Source organism: Mucilaginibacter sp. P4_C11, from assembly GCF_056402115.1.
On the sequence record NZ_JBFUIA010000003.1, the window covers coordinates 172,891 to 190,778 of the forward strand.

Annotated in this window: 20 protein-coding genes and 1 pseudogene; 6 read left to right on the top strand and 15 right to left on the bottom strand. The window is 42.4% G+C overall.

Translation table 11 applies throughout. From position 1 onward, the window contains the following. Positions 1-33: 33 nt before the first annotated feature. From AC1DU2_RS03950 to AC1DU2_RS03975, 6 genes and pseudogenes are all read right to left on the bottom strand, one after another. On the bottom strand, positions 34-870 hold the full coding sequence (locus AC1DU2_RS03950) for a sulfurtransferase (protein ID WP_477382896.1): 837 nt from the start codon (positions 868-870) through the stop codon (positions 34-36). A gap of 62 nt (positions 871-932) precedes the next feature. Next, entirely contained in the window at positions 933-1,406 is a 474-nt protein-coding gene (locus tag AC1DU2_RS03955; RefSeq protein ID WP_090652302.1) for a ribonuclease H-like YkuK family protein, read from the bottom strand. Between the two features lie 306 nt (positions 1,407-1,712). After that, complete coding sequence (locus AC1DU2_RS03960) at positions 1,713-2,447, bottom strand: lysophospholipid acyltransferase family protein (protein WP_477382897.1); 735 nt, start codon at positions 2,445-2,447, stop codon at positions 1,713-1,715. Positions 2,448-2,486: 39 nt separating this feature from the next. Beyond that, positions 2,487-3,047: an NUDIX domain-containing protein gene (locus AC1DU2_RS03965; RefSeq protein WP_477382898.1), complete on the bottom strand. Its 561-nt coding sequence runs from the start codon at positions 3,045-3,047 to the stop codon at positions 2,487-2,489. Positions 3,048-3,126: 79 nt separating this feature from the next. Then, on the bottom strand, positions 3,127-3,645 hold the full coding sequence (locus tag AC1DU2_RS03970) for a protease (RefSeq protein WP_477360581.1): 519 nt from the start codon (positions 3,643-3,645) through the stop codon (positions 3,127-3,129). 192 nt (positions 3,646-3,837) lie between these two features. Continuing rightward, positions 3,838-3,968 (bottom strand): annotated as a pseudogene (locus AC1DU2_RS03975) (IS630 family transposase); the annotation flags it as partial. 58 nt (positions 3,969-4,026) lie between these two features. Between AC1DU2_RS03975 and AC1DU2_RS03980 the strand changes: the two are divergent. From AC1DU2_RS03980 to AC1DU2_RS03990, 3 genes are all read left to right on the top strand, one after another. Next, positions 4,027-4,344, top strand: coding sequence for a glycoside hydrolase family 95-like protein (locus AC1DU2_RS03980; protein ID WP_477382899.1), 318 nt, complete (start codon positions 4,027-4,029; stop codon positions 4,342-4,344). 390 nt (positions 4,345-4,734) lie between these two features. Next, positions 4,735-6,681, top strand: coding sequence for a hypothetical protein (locus AC1DU2_RS03985; RefSeq protein ID WP_477382900.1), 1,947 nt, complete (start codon positions 4,735-4,737; stop codon positions 6,679-6,681). 302 nt (positions 6,682-6,983) lie between these two features. Beyond that, complete coding sequence (locus AC1DU2_RS03990; protein WP_477382901.1) at positions 6,984-8,423, top strand: glycoside hydrolase family 125 protein; 1,440 nt, start codon at positions 6,984-6,986, stop codon at positions 8,421-8,423. Between the two features lie 122 nt (positions 8,424-8,545). Here AC1DU2_RS03990 and AC1DU2_RS03995 read toward each other — a convergent pair whose 3' ends face one another. Beyond that, positions 8,546-8,950, bottom strand: a complete 405-nt coding sequence (locus AC1DU2_RS03995) for a hypothetical protein (protein ID WP_477382902.1) — start codon at positions 8,948-8,950, stop codon at positions 8,546-8,548. A gap of 354 nt (positions 8,951-9,304) precedes the next feature. On the opposite strand from AC1DU2_RS03995, the gene AC1DU2_RS04000 reads away from it, so the two are divergent. Both AC1DU2_RS04000 and AC1DU2_RS04005 read left to right on the top strand, forming a co-directional pair. After that, entirely contained in the window at positions 9,305-9,757 is a 453-nt protein-coding gene (locus tag AC1DU2_RS04000; protein ID WP_477382903.1) for a hypothetical protein, read from the top strand. A gap of 8 nt (positions 9,758-9,765) precedes the next feature. Then, the gene (locus AC1DU2_RS04005) at positions 9,766-10,095 is read left to right on the top strand and encodes a hypothetical protein (RefSeq protein ID WP_477382904.1); all 330 of its coding nucleotides are present in this window, start codon (positions 9,766-9,768) and stop codon (positions 10,093-10,095) included. Between the two features lie 130 nt (positions 10,096-10,225). Here AC1DU2_RS04005 and AC1DU2_RS04010 read toward each other — a convergent pair whose 3' ends face one another. From AC1DU2_RS04010 to AC1DU2_RS04025, 4 genes are all read right to left on the bottom strand, one after another. Beyond that, entirely contained in the window at positions 10,226-10,906 is a 681-nt protein-coding gene (locus AC1DU2_RS04010; protein WP_477382905.1) for a hypothetical protein, read from the bottom strand. A gap of 80 nt (positions 10,907-10,986) precedes the next feature. After that, on the bottom strand, positions 10,987-11,403 hold the full coding sequence (locus AC1DU2_RS04015; protein ID WP_477382906.1) for an ABA4-like family protein: 417 nt from the start codon (positions 11,401-11,403) through the stop codon (positions 10,987-10,989). Next, a complete protein-coding gene (locus AC1DU2_RS04020) occupies positions 11,400-11,537 on the bottom strand; it encodes a hypothetical protein (RefSeq protein WP_477382907.1) in 138 nt (45 codons plus the stop codon). Before AC1DU2_RS04020 ends, AC1DU2_RS04015 begins: the two co-directional genes overlap by 4 nt. A 71-nt stretch (positions 11,538-11,608) precedes the next feature. Next, entirely contained in the window at positions 11,609-12,190 is a 582-nt protein-coding gene (locus AC1DU2_RS04025; protein ID WP_477382908.1) for a Crp/Fnr family transcriptional regulator, read from the bottom strand. A 522-nt stretch (positions 12,191-12,712) separates the two neighbouring features. Between AC1DU2_RS04025 and AC1DU2_RS04030 the strand changes: the two genes are divergently transcribed. Continuing rightward, on the top strand, positions 12,713-12,892 hold the full coding sequence (locus AC1DU2_RS04030) for a histone H1 (RefSeq protein ID WP_090652322.1): 180 nt from the start codon (positions 12,713-12,715) through the stop codon (positions 12,890-12,892). Positions 12,893-12,961: 69 nt separating this feature from the next. Here the strand turns inward: AC1DU2_RS04030 and AC1DU2_RS04035 are convergent, their stop codons facing one another. From AC1DU2_RS04035 to AC1DU2_RS04050, 4 genes are all read right to left on the bottom strand, one after another. Then, positions 12,962-13,759, bottom strand: coding sequence for a Fic family protein (locus AC1DU2_RS04035; RefSeq protein WP_477382909.1), 798 nt, complete (start codon positions 13,757-13,759; stop codon positions 12,962-12,964). A gap of 102 nt (positions 13,760-13,861) precedes the next feature. Beyond that, entirely contained in the window at positions 13,862-14,740 is an 879-nt protein-coding gene (gene dapA / locus AC1DU2_RS04040) for a 4-hydroxy-tetrahydrodipicolinate synthase (protein WP_477382910.1), read from the bottom strand. A gap of 226 nt (positions 14,741-14,966) precedes the next feature. Then, complete coding sequence (locus tag AC1DU2_RS04045; protein ID WP_477382911.1) at positions 14,967-17,414, bottom strand: DUF5686 and carboxypeptidase regulatory-like domain-containing protein; 2,448 nt, start codon at positions 17,412-17,414, stop codon at positions 14,967-14,969. A 103-nt stretch (positions 17,415-17,517) separates the two neighbouring features. Then, positions 17,518-17,751 (bottom strand): hypothetical protein, encoded by a 234-nt coding sequence (locus AC1DU2_RS04050; RefSeq protein ID WP_477360605.1) that lies wholly within the window; start codon positions 17,749-17,751, stop codon positions 17,518-17,520. Positions 17,752-17,888: the final 137 nt, after the last annotated feature.

The window sequence follows — 17,888 nt, forward strand, 5'->3', positions numbered from 1 at the left end:
TATAAAGTACAATATTGTTGCAAATATACATTTTTATCTCGTAGTTGTACCAATTGGCAATTTACGCCTGGACCATTCACTCCACGACCCTACATATAATTGCGGCCCGGTAATGCCGGCGTACTCCATACCCAGCAAGGTATGGCAAGCCGTAACCCCTGATCCACAGTGAACTATAATCTCCTGGTGGGCAACATCACCAATGGCGTCATCATAAACTTTGCGCAATGCATCAGCATCCAGATATTTACCATCGGCACCCAGGTTAGTAACATAAGGAAGGTTAAATGCGCCTGGTATATGGCCGGCAATCAAATCTAAAGGTTCGGTTTGGCCTAAATAGCGTGGGGTTTCGCGTACATCTATCACAATCCGGTTTGCATCATGGGCGGCAATGGCTACTTCGCCAATGGCCACGGTGCCGGTATAGGTTGCCGGTACCGGGTAAGCATCAACCGGGGTTGGGATAAATTCTTCGGCACTTAATTCAATGCCGGCATCTTTGGCAGCCTGCAGGCCTCCGTTCAATACCTGTACATTATCGTGACCAATTGCCTTCAGCATCCACCAAAAGCGGGCGCCGCCAAAAGCTGCAGATTTATCGTCATAAACTACCACATGGCTTGCGGGTGTAATACCTAAACGGCCCAAAAGGGCGGCAAAATCTTCAATTGGAGGTAAAGGATGACGTCCGCCTTGGGCGGCGTCGGTAACGTGGGCTGCTAAATCGCGATCCAGGTCAACGTAGGCAGCGTTTTTAAGGTGACCGACTAGGTAGCGGTCACGGGTATCTTTACCGGCGCGGGCGTCGATAAGTATAGTGTTCGGGCCGGCAAGGGCCGGATCGTTAATTTCAATTAGTGGCGACATAGTTTGTTCGGTCTTGTGGTAAAAGACCAAATATAAATACCACGCCGTTTACTTCAAGGCTTTTACTGCACTATTTTATTGGCGCAGTATGAGCTTGCGAAAGCTTCGGGCTTGGCTTTAAATACAAACCCCATGCTCAAAATGTACCCCATTGCTTCGTGCAGTGCTGCATTTGATTTAAACATTGGGTTGGTGTTAATGTCGGCATGTACTTCCAGTTCCACATCATACAGGTCAAGCAGGTCGCAAAGCTTATAGGCAATGTCAATTGATTTCTGTACCTCGCTCAGCATCCTTTCCTTAATGGTCATTTTTTGCGAGGTCCGTTCCTGGTGGATAAACATGAATGCGCCACGTTTCTCGCGTAAAAACACGATAACCGTAGCAAAATCAGTTACACTACCTTTTACCTGCGAATCTGTTCCGATACATACTTTGAGCTTGTTGCCGAGGGCGGCTTCGCGTTCAATCGCCTTTTCAACCTCCTCCATGATGGGTGTTTGGATCACCTCACCGCTAAATTTTCTCCAGGTCATAAAAATTGTTTTTAGTAAATTTTAACTGACCCATTTTATAGGTCTATAAAAATAAGCGATAACGTTTCATATAAACGTAAAGATGATGTGATTTATTTGTTAACATTTGGCTGAATATCAACATGATTGAAGAGAATTTGAAAATTCGAGGATTTGAAAATTTGAAAATGCAATAGGGGAATGGTTTTCATTTGAAGATTTTAAACCGCATAGCCTCTACCCAATAAATATTACATCGGGCACAATCTGAAATATGCACATCTCTCCCCCTGCATTTTCAAATCCTCAAATTTTCAAATCTTCAAATTAAGAAGCCAGCGCAGCCCTGATCTGGTTCTCGGCTTCCAATACCACTTCTTCTATCGGGCGGCCGGCTGGTTCAATGGGGGTAAGTACTTCCCACTTCATGGGCGTAAATGTATTAAGGGGGTACTGCCCATAGCGGATCATTTTCCATGAATCCTTAATCGCTATAGGCACCAATAACGCCTCGGGGCATTTTTTCAGTATCGTGGCTATGCCTCCTACCTGGAAAGTTTTTATTGTGCCGTCTGTTGAGCGTGTGCCTTCGGGAAATATCACGGCCGACCAATTATTTTCCTTCATCCGCACACCAAGCTTCATAATTTCGGTAATGGATTGACGCTGGTCTTTACGATCGATATTAGCCCCGCCACCATGCCTGAGGTTGTAGGATATCGAGGGGATGGTTTTGGTAAGTTCAATTTTGGAGATAAACTTGGCGTGGTATTTACGCAGGTACCAGATCATTGGCGGTATATCCAACAAACCCTGGTGGTTAGCTAAAAATATGATGGGACGCCCAACCGGCAGGTTTTGCTTGTTGATAAAAGTTACCGTATTACCCAGTAAGTAAACCGACCGCAACAGAAACAGATTCAGGATATCAACCGATTTTTTATGTGCCGAATAGCCAAAAAAACGGAAACACGCCCATTGAATAGGCTGAAATATAACCAGTATCAATAAAAATACTCCCGTTGCCACGGGGGTAAGAAAATAGCCTAAAAACTTTTTCATCAACTGCCAAATTTAGGCATTTTTTGTAAACGTGTAAGGTTACAAAAGGTTTTCTGAAAGCAATAATTGCACTTTTAGCACCGCAGCAACGGTCATAGCATCAGTAATCTGGCCGTTGCAAACCATTTTATACATTTGGGCAAAGGGGATTTTTTTGATGATGAGTTGCTCGGTATCTTCCGGTTCGGCTTCGTGTTGGGTAAGGTTACGGGCTAAGTATATAATACTAAGTTCATCACTCACCGAGTTACTTAAATGCAGCCGCATCAACTCCGTCCAGTTACCAGCTTTCAGGCCGGTTTCTTCAAGGAGTTCGCGTTTGGCTGATTCCAGGGGATCAGTTTCCTCCGGCCCTCCCCCTTCAGGCATTTCCCAGCTGTACTCATCAACGGTAAAGCGGTACTGACCAACCAAATAGGTATTCAGTTCATCATCCAATGGCAAAACGCCTATAGCCAGGTTCTTGAAATGAACTTTACCGTAGATGCCCGGATTACCCGATGGGTTAATTACCTGGTACTCGGTAAGGCTGATCCAGGGATTATCGTAAACTGATTTCTCGGAGGTTATTTTCCAGGGGTTTTCTTCAGGATGATGCATGGGGGATTCTTTTGATGAAAGATAAAGTATTGTTAGGTAAAGTAAAAAACCGAGGCCGATAGCGCTCTATCCATCAAAATCATTTTAAATAAACAAATGATATGCTCTTATTTACCACCAGGCCGCTCATATTTTGGCCAACATAGGTAACGGTGTATTTACCCGGTTTGGTAATGGCGAAGCCTTTAAGCAGATCAACATTTGCCGAAAGGGTATCCTTTGAATTAAGCTTTATATAACTACTTGCCGGCGGCGGCATAATCCTTTTAGCCATGGCACCCTTGTAATCAGCCTCCACGCCTGCTTCGTTCACAATTTCTAAATATTTGCTCATCAAGGGTTCAAACGGCGTATGCCATTTGCAAAACTGCTGCGCGGTATCGGCAAGGTTACGCACGGTAAATTTCAGCAACACCGAATCGCCTGTTTTAATGGTATCTTTTATGCTCAATTCGGCTATAACACCTTGCACGATAGCTTTAACAGAAGTTTCTTGTATCGTAGAGTCGGATTTAACACTGCTCGTTTTATTAGTATTAACACTGCAGGCAGATAGCGCGAACATTGCAGCAAATAGCATGATTTGGTAGCTTTTCATCGGGCAAAAGTAAACCTTTTATTGTTGAGTTATTGTTAAGGAGTGGTAAAAACAGGTTTGATACTAGGACGCAATTCCGTTTAAGCTTTATATCCCCCTGATACAAAACTAATCGCATTGGTACACAAATATGTTACAACATCTTACTATCTATACTAAACCTATCCGCCCACTTTTCGTACTAGTGTCATGTCAATCTAAAATTGTCGGATAACGCCTTTTTAGTTTAATCCGCGCATCCTCGTTGGTAAATTGCGAGTTAATGGTAGCTTCTTTGTTATTCGATGCGTTTGCCAGGCCTTGACTTCCTTTTGCATTTTTTGCTCTGTCAATAGTTTTCATTTAAACGGCGATCAAACCAAATCAGGCTATTCAAAATTTGTGTACAGGCCCTTTACATTGGAAGGTAACTTCGCCTTTGCATCCGGCCTGCAGGAAATGCTGATACAAAGCTCTGCTGGCTTTATAGAAGTACTGCCCGCCACACCGGCAAGCTGGCAAAACCTGGCCTTTGAAAACCTGCGCACCGAAGGCCCGTTTTTAGTAAGCCTTAAAAAAGCCGATGGCCAGGTTACCGAAATAAAAATAGTTGCAGAAAAAGGCGGCAAAACCAAACTCAAACTCCCTTTTAAAACCTTTTTTGCCTCACGACAAAAAAAAGTGCAGGTGAGGCCCGCCGAAACGGGCTTTATAAATTAAAACTTTAAACCCGGCGCAGCGCTGGTGCTAAAAACGGATACGAATAGTATATACCGATGTCTTTGGCAGGTCCCTACGCAAAATCTTTCTGAACTCAGATTAAACGGAATGATCGAATCTTTGGATTTTGATTTGCAGCCGCATAGGTTGATCGTTTATAAAATCCTGTACTTCTTTCTAATCTGTTTAATCTGAGTTTCATATAAACAAAACAATTTGCACATCAGAAAGAGCATTCATTCACAATTAAACAAACCCGAGAGATAAGGTCTTGTGTCTCCCCCTTAATTTGATTGATCCAGGTTCAGAATACCCGCTTTTAGGTATTTTTCAACTGATTTTTTGTGATTAATTTGTGATTAATTTGTGAAAGCTAAACCCTATCCCGAAATGAAAAAGCACAGTCTTAAATGCAGAACCAGTTTTAACAGCAATAAACTCATTGCACGCACTTTAATTTTATTTATATGCTTAGGTGTTTTTTATAGCTGTAAAAAGGATGGTACTAACTCCAAAATTGATAACGCCCCCACGACAAAAGAACTGGCCAAAGGCGACTCTATTAATAACGCAGGACTGGTTGATAACCTGGGAAATGTTTACCTCACCCAAAAATACCCGCCAAATACTGTAAATATCCCGCTCGCCATATTTTCATTTGGCGCTGATAGTCTTAGTTGTATGGGAAATACAGACCAGGATGGAAAAATAGCTGGTGTTACGGGCTACATTTTTTACAACGCAGCCGATGGCATCAGGTATACGTATGCAAAAGCAGCCGATGAAAACACCATAATTTTAGGCACAATTAACCCAGATAACAAAGCAGATAAATTCGCGGTCAGCATAGGCACCTACAACGATACACTTGTACGTACAGTTGGCTACGATATTGATTATACGGCTAATACAAAAGAAGTATTATTTGATCTGGTACAAACCAAAGCGGGTGAGTACACACAGCCCGAAGGCAACTTAAGGGTGTTTGACTCACGGGATGCTGTAGTTGACAATAATAAAGACAACCTTGTGCCGCAAATCCAGGACCTGGTACTTGCAAGTTTTAAATGCCTTCCCGATTATAAAATAAGTTATACCATAGGTAAACTAACCCAAAGTTATGGCGCCGACCTGGAGCGTTTAAACATAGATAAAGGAAAGCTTGTAAACATGCTTAATATCCAGCAAATAGCTGCTGCTAAATTTGAAACGCTGTCGCAAAAGATAACAAATATTAAAGCCACGGCTAAGACAAGCCTAACTGGAAAATTTGATAAAATAGTAAGCCAGTTTGATATCTTACAACGAAAATTAAGCAGCTATAAAGCTTCGCTTTCTTATACCATCGAAAAATCATCGGGTGATAACCAGGTGGTTTATTATGGCGATAAGTTAAATGATCTTGTGGTAAAAACCACTAAAGCAGATGGCTCGCCAATTGCATTGAGTGGCACCTGTATGGCTACCTCGTCAACAGGTAATTCACTAAGTATAAAAGTTAAAACAAATGCCGACGGACTTTCGACAGTGCATATGGGCACCGTTGATCCGGCAATTGACAACGGCACTCAAAAAACGCTTACCGTGGTTTTTACATTTGGCAATCTTTTCAATAAAAAATCGGCAACATTTACCATTACTGTTAAATCCAAGCCACAACTGAGCATTTTGGCAGATAATACAACCAACAACCAAACGGCAGCAACAGGCTCCGCTGTTTTAAAACCTTTAAAGGTGCAGGTGCTTGATGCTAATTTGAAGCCCGTGCAAAATATAAAAATCAATTGGACAGAAAATACCGCCGGAATAACCGGTACAGGATTAGGGGCGGCACAAACAGTAACCGATGCCAGCGGCTATACCACCAATCGTTGGGTGCTAAAGGGTGCGGCTGGTACTAAACATGTAGCAAAAGCCACCATTGTTACCGGCAGTAGCTACATAATTAATGTATCATCAGTAAACTTTAATGCTACATCAGTAAAAATTGACTCTACCACTTTATATACAAATGCGGCAAAAGGATCATGGGAAGGTGATTGGAGCAAACCTTACGATGGCCAAATAGATATTTACACACTTAACAGCGATGGCAGAGGGCAGCGGGTTTTTACCGGAACAGCAGCCTCGCTTGAGCAAATACCGCTAAATGATGGTTACAATACCGTAACCTGGATAGTATATAAAAAAGACGATGATTATTATATCAGTATTCCTTACACCGGCAGAAACATTGCCTTTGGGGGCAAGCTGTCTAATTATCCGCATTTAGAGTTTACCGCCCACCCAGTTTACGGCGACGATAGTATTACAACTAAGTTTAAAAAGATTGACTAAAATACTTAAATCGGATATCATTAAAAGCGATATAGATTGGTTCTACGGTCAACCAATCTATATCGCTTTTTTTTGGATCACGATTCATTAGATTATGGGATGAGAAAGATTTGATTTGCTGGATGGAGACTGATTCAAAATTGATAGGCACAAAAAACCCTGTGGCTCGTTTAATCCGAGTTCAGACTAACAACCCGCGCATTAAAAATCTTACTACTTGGTACTCTCTAAAACAATTTAGCACGTTTTTTTTCGGATTGTAAAACGCTTTTATATTTTTACATCTACCATTTAAACTACTTATGATCACCAGAAGACATTTTATTAAAATTAACAGCGTGGCCACTGCCGGTTTAGGCCTTGGCGTTGTGCCTGCTACAAGCTGGCTGGGCAAAGCCACCCCTGTATTTGAAAGCCATCGGCCCAAACTGGCCGACCGTAAATTTACCAGCAAAGCTGTTGAAGCCACTATCCAAAAAGTTAAAGCGGATATAAAAGATCCGGAAATAGCCTGGCTTTTTGAAAACTGCTATCCAAATACCTTAGATACTACCGTAAATTATTCAGAAAAAGACGGCAAGCCCGATACCTTTGTAATCACCGGCGATATTTTTGCCATGTGGATGCGCGACTCTTCGGCACAGGTTTGGCCGTACCTGCCGCTGATTAAAAACGACCCGGCGCTTAAAAAAGTAATCCAGGGCGTATTAAGCCGCCAGGCTAAATGCGTACTGATTGACCCGTACGCCAATGCATTTAACGAAGGCCCAACCGGCAGCGAATGGGACAGCGACGTTACCGATATGAAACCCGAACTGCATGAGCGCAAATGGGAAATTGATTCCCTTTGCTATCCGGTGCGTTTGGCCTATAACTACTGGAAAATAAGCGGCGACAGCAGCTTTTTTGACGAAACCTGGCAAAAAGCAGGCAAAACCATACTAGATACTTTTAAAGTACAGCAACGCAAAAACGGCAAAGGCCCGTACCATTTTCAGCGTAAAACAGAAACCGCCAGCGATACTGCACCAAACAGGGGTTATGGCAACCCGGTAAAACCCGTCGGGCTTATCTGCAGCATCTTCCGCCCATCTGATGATGCTACGATATACCCCTTCCTGGTACCATCCAACTATTTTGCGGTTACCAGCTTAAAGCAAATGGCCGAAATGTTTAGTGTTATAGGTAAAGATGTCAAAACAGCCGCCGAATGCACAGCGCTTGCTGCCGAAGTAGAAGCCGCCCTTAAAAAATACGCGGTGGTAAATCATCCAAAATATGGCAAAATTTTAGCCTTTGAGGTTGATGGTTATGGCAACCAGTTACTGATGGATGATAGCAACGTGCCCAGCCTGCTGGCACTGCCCTACCTCGATTCGTTGCCGGTAACCGATCCGTTATATCAAAACACCCGCCGCTTTGTATTGAGTTTGGATAACCCCTACTTTTTTAAAGGCAAAGCTGCGGAAGGCATTGGCGGCCCGCACGTAGGTATTGATTTTATTTGGCCAATGGCTATCACCATGCGTGCCCTTACCTCGACAGATAAATTAGAGATTACCCGCTGCCTGCATATGCTTAAAAATACCCACGCCGGCACTGGTTTTATGCACGAAGGTTTCCATAAGGACAATGCAAATAACTTTACCCGCAAATGGTTTGCCTGGGCAAATACCCTGTTTGGCGAACTGATTGTGAAGCTGCACGCGCACCATCCTGATTTGTTGCAGAAGATTTTTTAAGAGAACTGAGGAAACATAAAAATGCAGAAGCTGTCACTTTTAAGCGGCAGCTTTTTTTTGCCTGTGCCGCGGCCAAACATCCGTTAACCAGGCTCAATAAAGTTTAGGTTTGTTGTTTAACATTAAGCCGGGTTTACCGGGCAAAAAGCCTTAATGCCTACTGACAAGATGTATTTGATAATAGGCTTAACCAAAAGGTTTATAATGATGCCGCCCGGAATAACTGAAGCAATTGCCTGTAGTATGGCATCAATAATTTGCTGCGTAGTTGAGCCCTCATTTACAATACCACAAATGAATTTGCGGATAGCATCCAATATGCTTCCTATACCCGGAAAAGCGGGAGCCGCAAATGAGGCCGTGAAACCACGGTGGGCACCTTCAAGCTGCAATGCCTGTTTATAATAATCCTGTAATATGGCTTCAACTTCGTCGTCTGTTGGGGTTGCAACATTATCAAGGTTGGCCAGGTCGGCAGCTACAGCATCCGCGTTTAACTGCTCGTGTTTTTCATTAAATAGTAACATTGTTTTATGATTTTTAATGGTGATTGAATACACCAAATCTCGGTAGCGGGCTGAGGGTATAACGCCGTAAATAGCACCTTTTTAACCGGGTGTTTTTACGGTAAATAATTTCGCCGCATTAGGGATTGCAGCGGATACAGGCTACGTGCGTAATGCCTGCAGGTGTATGAGCGTAAAGCCCGGGCGCCAACTTCTACCGGTTGGGGCAATGCCCTGATTTCCGGGGATGTATTTTAACATATAATTAATAGCATACCTGTTAAATATCGTTACCTTTAATTGGGCCTAGCCAATTAGCAATTTAAGACCCATAAACCTAAACAGTTATCAAAATTAACCTTACAAGTACAAAAAATGAGAAAAACAATTAAGGCGGTAATCACATCGGTGGTGTTATTATTGCTGGCCGGCCCTTTGGCTGCCCAATCCGTTTCCTACAAATCGGGGATGCTTAGTGTTGATGGCAAAGAGATTGCCAAGATAGTAAAGCTTAAAGCGGGGTTTGCCCAGCCCGCCAATTATGAACTGTATTCCATGAGCGGCGAAAAACTAATCATAGCCGTTTTAGCCAGCGATTTACCACCCGATCCTCAAAATAATACCGACTTTTACTATCGCTTCTCTTTTTTAACAACCAGCCAGGTGGGCTTATTTACACTGAGTATATTAAATGCCGAAAAATCTTTTGCTAAACTAATAGGCCAAAGCGGGATAATAGTTGACGATAAGCTTAAAGAGGCAAAAATAAATGAATTTATAGCGCTGAAAAGCAAAATCCTATTGTACGAACAGAATACAATATTGTAAAAAGAAACATGATGTTTCCTGTTATGATAAAAGACGATAACATGATTTACCAGGGATTGGAACCCATTGGCAAGTTTAAAAATATTTCGTCGGGCCCGGAGGGCGACACTTACGAATTTAGCCTGCCCGATGGTTTGATAGTTGCCAAAGTAAGTTTTACGGGTGGTAACAGCGCATCTAAATTTATCATAAACACAAAAAAGGATAACCAAATTATGCCTTATACCATTGCGCCCGATGGATTTGGTAAAACCATTCTTGCTTCTGCTGGGGTAGATAAAAATGAACATACTATATTACGGATAGCCAAGTGGCTGGTAAACGGGAAATATATGTAGTCTTAAGTCTGAAGTACTAGGTCTGAAGTACCAAGTCTGAAGTCTGAAAAGCAAAACTGACTTAAGACTTCAGACTCCAGACTTCAGACTCCAGACTTAGTACTCCAGACTTAGTACTAAATTTGCTTTTCTAAAACAACGGCCTGCCCAACATAGCATTATAAAATAACAACGAAACCAGCACAAAATAAATTAAGGCGAAAATAACCGACGGCCTGGCACTTTTAATCCCGCTGAAAATAACAAACAGCGGTACAATCTGTAGTGCATGCAGGCCCATAAAATGGGCTATCCGTAAATCGCCGGCTATACGGCTCCAGTTAAAAAGCGGCAGGCCGGGGCCTCCGTCGGCGGCGCCCACTGTGTGGGCCAGGCGCGATGCCATTACACCGCCTTCAAGTGCGAAGATGCAGGCCATAATTATACCCAGGCGAATAGCCCACAGCAACGCAGGTGTTAATTGTGCTGCCTTCACCTTAAAAAACTTTATGCCCATATATAAGGCAAACAGGGTTTGGGAAACTATCACTATCCCCATCATACTAAATACCAGTGCATTATAAGCACCCGAAGTATTATAGTGCGATAGCTGCCCCCTTGCGGCCTGCGTGGCGATGGCCAGCATCTCAAAACTCATGGCAAACACGGTAAAATTCGCAAAACGCCTTTTGAGTTGTTCATAAGGCAGGTATTGTAATAACAGAGGCCATGTTAGGCAGTATATGGCGATGGAGATAGCAAATTTGATGGGCTTTGTCCACAAGTTAATCCCCATCAGTTGGCGGTGATCAAATTGGGCGATGATGAGCATCAGTATAAATAAAGCTAAATGACCCAAAGCGCAGTAATAAAGAAGGGGACTAATAGTCTTGATACGGACGAAAAAGGTTTTCATTTGGATGATTTGATTTTGTTGACAATTTGATAAAGTAAATAGCCGCAAGGGCCAAACATAAAGGTGAGCACCAGGCAGGGTATAACCAGCCAATGCGGGACCGCCGAAGCCCGGGCCGATTTAATGATGGAAAAACCAATCAATAAATCAAAAGCGAGGTAATGAACCCAACCGGCAAGCAACAGGTTATCGTTGCCAAAGAGTGTTCGTACCTCCTGTACCGACCCAAAACCGCCACCTTGGATACTAAAAAAACCGGTAACGTAAATGCAGTAAATTACCGAAAGCAATAAGGGAACAGCTGCGTGTTTAACCAACCACTGCGCAACTTTCCATTTAGGTGTTACAATTAACAAAAGCCACTGCAAAGCTGCCATGCCGCTAACGATAGAAAAAACCTGTGCCGGATTCATATTATTTTTGATTTAGTGGTGTTGTTTTTATTTAAAAGCCTGCTAATTAACTCCAGCCCGGCAACGTTGGCCCGGCTAAAATCAAGCGCTTTAAGCTTTGTGCCTTCTGCTTTAAGCTTTAAAATGCGCAGCACAAAACTGGGGCTAATAGCTTAGCCCTGAAATGATATGAGGTTAAAAAGCGATGTTGATTTATTAACCTGAGTTAATTTTTTGCGTTTGATAGCCTGGCCCGGATACGGCTAAGGCTTTGCGGCTGAATGCCCAGGTACGATGCAATTAAATGCTGGGGGAGCCTTTCAAATATATGGGGCTGTTTGGTAAGCAGGTCGAGATACCGGTCTTCGGCCGATTGCATTTTTAAATTCCGGTTGTTTCTGGCGGTGTCAATAAACAGTCTTTCGGCTATCATGCGGCCAAAGCGTTCAAAGCGCTGGCTATGGTTATACAAAGCCTGCATATCGGCGTAGCTCAAGGTAAACAGTTCACAATCTTCCAGGGCTTCAATAAAATCGGGCGATGGGGTTTGTAATAAAAAACTTTCATAATCGCCAATCCATTCGCCCTCAAATGCAAAACCTAAAGTATTGTCGCCCTTCTCGCTGCGCGAAAAATATCTTAACCCGCCCCTAAATACAATCACCATGCTTTTGCAAACCTGGCCTTCTTTTAAGTAAAAAGCATACTTTTTTAAGCTGAGCGGCTTAAGCCTTTGCATAAATAAAAAAAGCTCCTCGTCGGTAAAATCAACCAGTGCGCGTAATGATTGGGTAATAACTTCGTACATGGTAAAACCTGCTGGCCGGTGGCTACTTTAGTGAAAACTACTATACCAAAGATACACGAATAATTGAAATGGACTATTGAATCTGGCCCCCCGGGGCAGAGCAACCTGTTTTGACAGGCACAACTCTAAATAATTGCCCATGAAAATCCTAAACGCGATTGCCCTCCCCGCCAGCCTTTAAATCCAGGGGCACCGCATAAATCTGTTGTTTCCAATTAATAAATTAAAAAAATTAAATAATATGTTAAATCAACATCATAATTCATCTTTAATAGTATTTATAATACATATTATTGAAATATGCATTTTATCAATTAAGCATAGCCATAATATACTAAGGCCAAACTCTTGTTTTCATACTATATAATTAAGGCTAAAATATCCGGCCCAGCTTCAAAATGTGGAAAAAAACCACTGTAAAGGCACTATTTTTCGACTTTAAAAATTTTTAATTAAAAAAAAACCTTATAGCTTAGCTTTAATTAAAAACAATAGACCTCATAATTTAAAAGGAGTAATTAAATGAAAAAATTTACTGAAGTAAAGGAGCTTGTAGCTTCTTTAGAGGCTGACGCCGACAAATTCTACAACAAAGGAAACAGCGCTGCCGGAACCCGTGTTCGCAAAGGTATGCAAGATCTTAAAAACCTGGCACAGGCTATCCGCCTTGAGGTTCAGGAGGCGAAAAACAAAGAAAGCTAAGGAAGATTTTTTGATCAATCTTATTCCCCTGATAAAAACCCGGTTACAATCAATAACCGGGTTTTTTATTTAAAAAAGAAAAGTAAATCCGCCGCCTTTTGATGGCTTGCTCATCTCCTCAAACTTTGCTATATCTTTGCCAAGCAACAATGCATATTCGCTATTCATAAAATCACGAAAGACCTCAACATCCTCTTGCTCACGGGTATCAACCAGGGCCTGAGTATAAGCCGCCTTGTTTTCGCTTTGCACTATCGCCAAAGGCAAATTATAATAAGCCTGTATGTAATTCATTAACAAACGCGAGGTACGCCCGTTGCCATCATAATAAGGATGGATGCTGACCAGGTTAAAATGGGCATCAAAAGAAAGATTTAATTGCTCTTGAACAGATAGAGGTTTACCCATCTCATCATTTAGTTTCCTCACCAAATCGCCGGTTAATCTTTCCACCTTATCAAAATTCGGGAAATAAGAAACCCCGGCGGTAACGTTACCTTTACGAAAAGCACCTGTAGCCGAATCCACCGTACCTAACATGGTATTATAAACTTTTCCGGTGCTTTTCATTACCAGCGCATTCACTTGCTGCAAAAGGCTTACCGAAAGTTTATTTTTTGCTTTGGCGTTTTGTATAGTAAACAAAAGGGCGGCATGATGATCGGTTACCATAAGGCTTTCCTGTAAAGGTTTACCATTAGGTGTGCGGCCTTCATTAATAAGTACCTGTGTTTCTATCTCGGTAAGGGTTGATCCTTCAATCCGGGTAGAATGATGGTCAATAGCGATCAGGTTAAACTTGTCATGGTCTATCACTTCGGCTATGCCGAGGTCGTTATATTTTGCTATGAGTTTAACACAATCCATTTTATGGATACTAAAATAGGTATAAATTGTTATTTACAATATCCCAACAAAAAAGCCACATCAAAACTGACGTGGCTTTTTTGCTAAATTAGTTTAGCTATTTTAAGCTAAACTTTTCGTTTCCTTAATTATGGCTTCTGCCGTTGCACTGCCAACCTGCACAAGCGGTAATCTTACCGTATCGCCGCAAATACCCAATTGCTTCAAGGCTGTTTTTACACCGGCTGGGCTGCCATCGGCAAACATCAGGTGGGTAAATTCAATCAGGCTGTAATGGGCTTTGTGAGCACCTTTGTAATCGTTATTAAGCAGCAGGCGCACCATATCTGATAGTTGGCGGGGCAGGGCATTACCAATTACAGATATTACACCCACAGCGCCTAAAGCCATCATAGGCAAAGTAACCGGATCATCGCCCGATATGAATAAGAACTCTTCAGGCTTATCCCTCATCAGTTGGTTAAACAAATCAAAATTACCGGATGCTTCCTTAATGCCGATTATATTTTTAAAATCGTTTGCAAGGCGCACGGTTGTAGCGGCGCTAATGGTGCTGCCCGTACGGCTGGGTACATTATACAAAATAATGGGCAGCTGCGTATTCTGCGCTATCGCCTTATAATGCTGGTAAATACCCTCTTGCGTTGGTTTATTATAATGCGGGCTCGATGACAAAATAGCATCGTAACCGGCTGTGTTAAATGATTTTATTTGCTCAACAACTTCGTGTGTATTGTTGCCGCCAATACCGGCAACTAAACCCACGCGCTTATTTACTGCTTCGGCGGTAAAGGCCCAAACCTGCTTTCGCTCAGCCTCGCTCAATGTGGCACTTTCGCCGGTTGTACCTAATGATACCAGGTATTCCACCCCGCCATCAATCAAATGTTCAATCAGGTTGCTCAACCCGTCGTAGTCAACTTGACCATCCGCCTGAAAAGGGGTCACCATGGCTACCCCCGTTCCGTAAAATATATTCATGAGTTAAATTAAAGGATGCTAATATAAGGGGAAAGTATCAAGTAGTGAGTATCTTTTTTTTAGTATCAAGTAGTAAGTATCAAGTAGCAAGATATGATTGGGGTTTAGCACTAATACAATCTGCAAATAAATGCAGCTGTCTTGATACTTGATACTTGATACTTGATACTTAATACTTGATACTTAAAATGCAGCAGTCTTGATTCTTGATACTAACTACTTGATACTATAAAGATATCCCCACCCTTAACGCATTCCTGATGTTATTGCCCGTATTGTAGCTGCGGCCGTACATTACGCGTACTAAGCCGCGCTGTATGCCAACACCCAGTTCGGTATAGTTTTTAAGCGCCGGGGTTGATAGGTAGTTAATGTTGATGATCTCCTGCAACTTCAGGTTTCTTAAAATGGGAATCTTGTTGGTTATAAAACCCGAAAAGTTGTGTTCCAGGTGGCCTTCCAGGTATTTATCGGCTGTGCTGAAGGTGTAATAATCTAACAGCAAAAAACGGTTGAACGATGGTTTGTACACGTGGGTTTGGTCGCCGTCAAAGTGTTTATAATCGGGGAAGTATATTTTGCCTGCGTTGATAAACTTACCGGCGCCAATAAAAAACGAGGTTTGGCCGTAAAATCCAAGGTCGATATCCGATTTAGAAATATCAGCGCTTAGCTGGTCGTAATCCACGTCGCTGCCCAGTACACCACTTACACCTTTTGTATAGTTAATACCGATGGTTGGATACTTTGAAGGCAGGTACCTGCGGCCAAATGGGTAGGTTTCATACCTATTACTAAAATTGTAGCTGGTGCGGGCGCTTATTTTAAAAGACTGGTTTTCGGGAAACAACGGCACATCCTGTGCTGGCAACAGCGGGTTATTTGAAGTAAACTGCCTGTTATTATTAAAAAAGCTGTAATCGGTTGTGTTGGGCAACCATTTACGATTTGCCCATTCCACATAGGCACTGGCCTGCCAGCCGCCGCTGATACGACCGGCAAATGATGCCGATGCAAATTGTTTTTGGTAAAGTTTCTGGAAATTCTCCCGCCTGAAAAGCGTATAAACCGAATTTACAAATGCTGATACCGGCTGCAGGTTATTAAGATCGGTAACGTCCGATCCCGCGTTAAAACTCAGCGTCATCCGTTTTACCGGGAGCGAAACACCGGCAACGCCGCCAAACAAGTGATTGCCAAAACCATAACGTACCCTGGCGTTTACGGCTATAAAGCGGTTATCAACCGTATCAATCATCTTGGTAAACCCTACCCCGTAGTTAATAGCCAAACCTTCAACAGTATTATATAGCACCGAGTTGAGGACGCTGCTGTAATGAAAAGATTCTTTTTTGTAACGGTTGCGGGTATCAATACCTGTGAGTAAAAGGTTGCTCAATTTAAAGGTGTTATTGGCCTTATCCAACGAATCAAGATATGGTTTTGATTCCCGTTTAATGGCCAGTTTTCCCTTAACTTCGTAATCTTTCTTTTCTTCGTCGGTAAGCGGGATAGGCCGCTCCTGTGCCCAGTAAACCGAGTCTTTATCGTGGCCTTTGGTAATGTTAATGCGTTCGGCAAAATCTTTTTTGTTGAGCACGGGGGCCAGGTTGTAATTTTTATATACGCTTATAAAATATCCGCCGAGCTTAAAACCAAACACACCGCCTGTAAACTCAAACTTAATGGTGGCGGGCATCCAGATCCCGGCATCAACCGGATAAAACTGCTGGCTTATCTTCAGCGTGTCTACATAATTAATGTTGGATTTTTTGGTGATAAAAAGCTGTAGAGAGGCAATACGCCAGCTATCGTCCAAAATATAAATATATCCTTCAAAACAGGGGTCGTAACCACGCTTGGGTGTTACCTGTATTTTGTTGATAGTTTCGCCGTTTTCGATGGTCGCCCCAATAAGTTTATAGTTATAATAAAACAGGGCATTTTCGGCAATTGGCGATACCAGCGGGCGGTTGCTCAAACGTTTCCAGCTTTCAAAATTCTGGTAAAAGTTTACCAGCATATCTGATGCCCGGTTAAAGCTGAAGGCGCGGTTATAGCCCGATACCTTTGAGGATACCTGCACCTCGTGCACCAGGTCGGGCTGCATAAAGCTGTATTTCGATTCAGATTCCGACAGGTAAACAATACCTGTGCGGCTGGAATCGAGCCCGGCCTCGCTGGTGGCTTTTTGCACATCAAAACCCATAAATTTTTTAGGAGCGGCCAGTAATTTTTGCAAACCCTTGATATAAATATCGCAGGTATACGCTTTCACCTCGTTTAAATAGGTTTTACGCTTTTTGATGGCTTTACGGATAATGGCGTAGGCGGGGTCTTCGCCACCCGCGCGTATGGTAATATCTTTCAGCTGGTATGTTTCTGTTTTCAGGCTGATGTTGATAACCTGGTTTTGGGCGAGCGTTAATTGTTTGATTTGCTGCCCATACCCCACTGCTTTCAACTGCAGCTCATAATTACCGGGTGCTAATTGCAGGGAATATATACCCTCGCTATTAGCCGAAACCCCTTTGGTAGTGTTTTTTACATATACGGAAGCAAACGGAATTGGATGGTTGCCCTCATCGGTAATTTTACCACTAATAGCAAACTGTTGTGAAAAGGCAGCTATACTGAAACTAAACAGCAGGAGCAATAGTGTGGTAAACTTCATTTAGGCAGTATTTACACTAAGATGTAGCTTATTTACCAAATGTTACAACAGTTAATTGTTAAATTGTGTGAAATATGAATGGCATATATTAACAAGTCTTAACTCAGGATGCCTCTTTTGAGGGTTTTGTATCCTTAGCGCCTAACGAAGTATGCACTTTGTTTTTAAGGTTCCAGTCGTTAATATCAGCTAACCCCGGTTTGGTTTGATAGTGACTGTTGTGTTTAGGACATCTAACTATAAACAGCCCTTTCTGTTGCTCAACCACGGGCCTTTCGCCGCAATCTTTACAAGGCTCAACAAAAATACTGTCCTGAATTTGTGTAAAACCTTTCATATCCTGATGTTTTAAAAGCGTATAACTGCACAACCAGAGGCGGGCATTATTTAAACCTACGTAAATATTGCTGTTCGGGTTTTTACTTATTCAAAAAAAGCATTTAAAGTCATTATTGTATCACCCCAGGAATATTT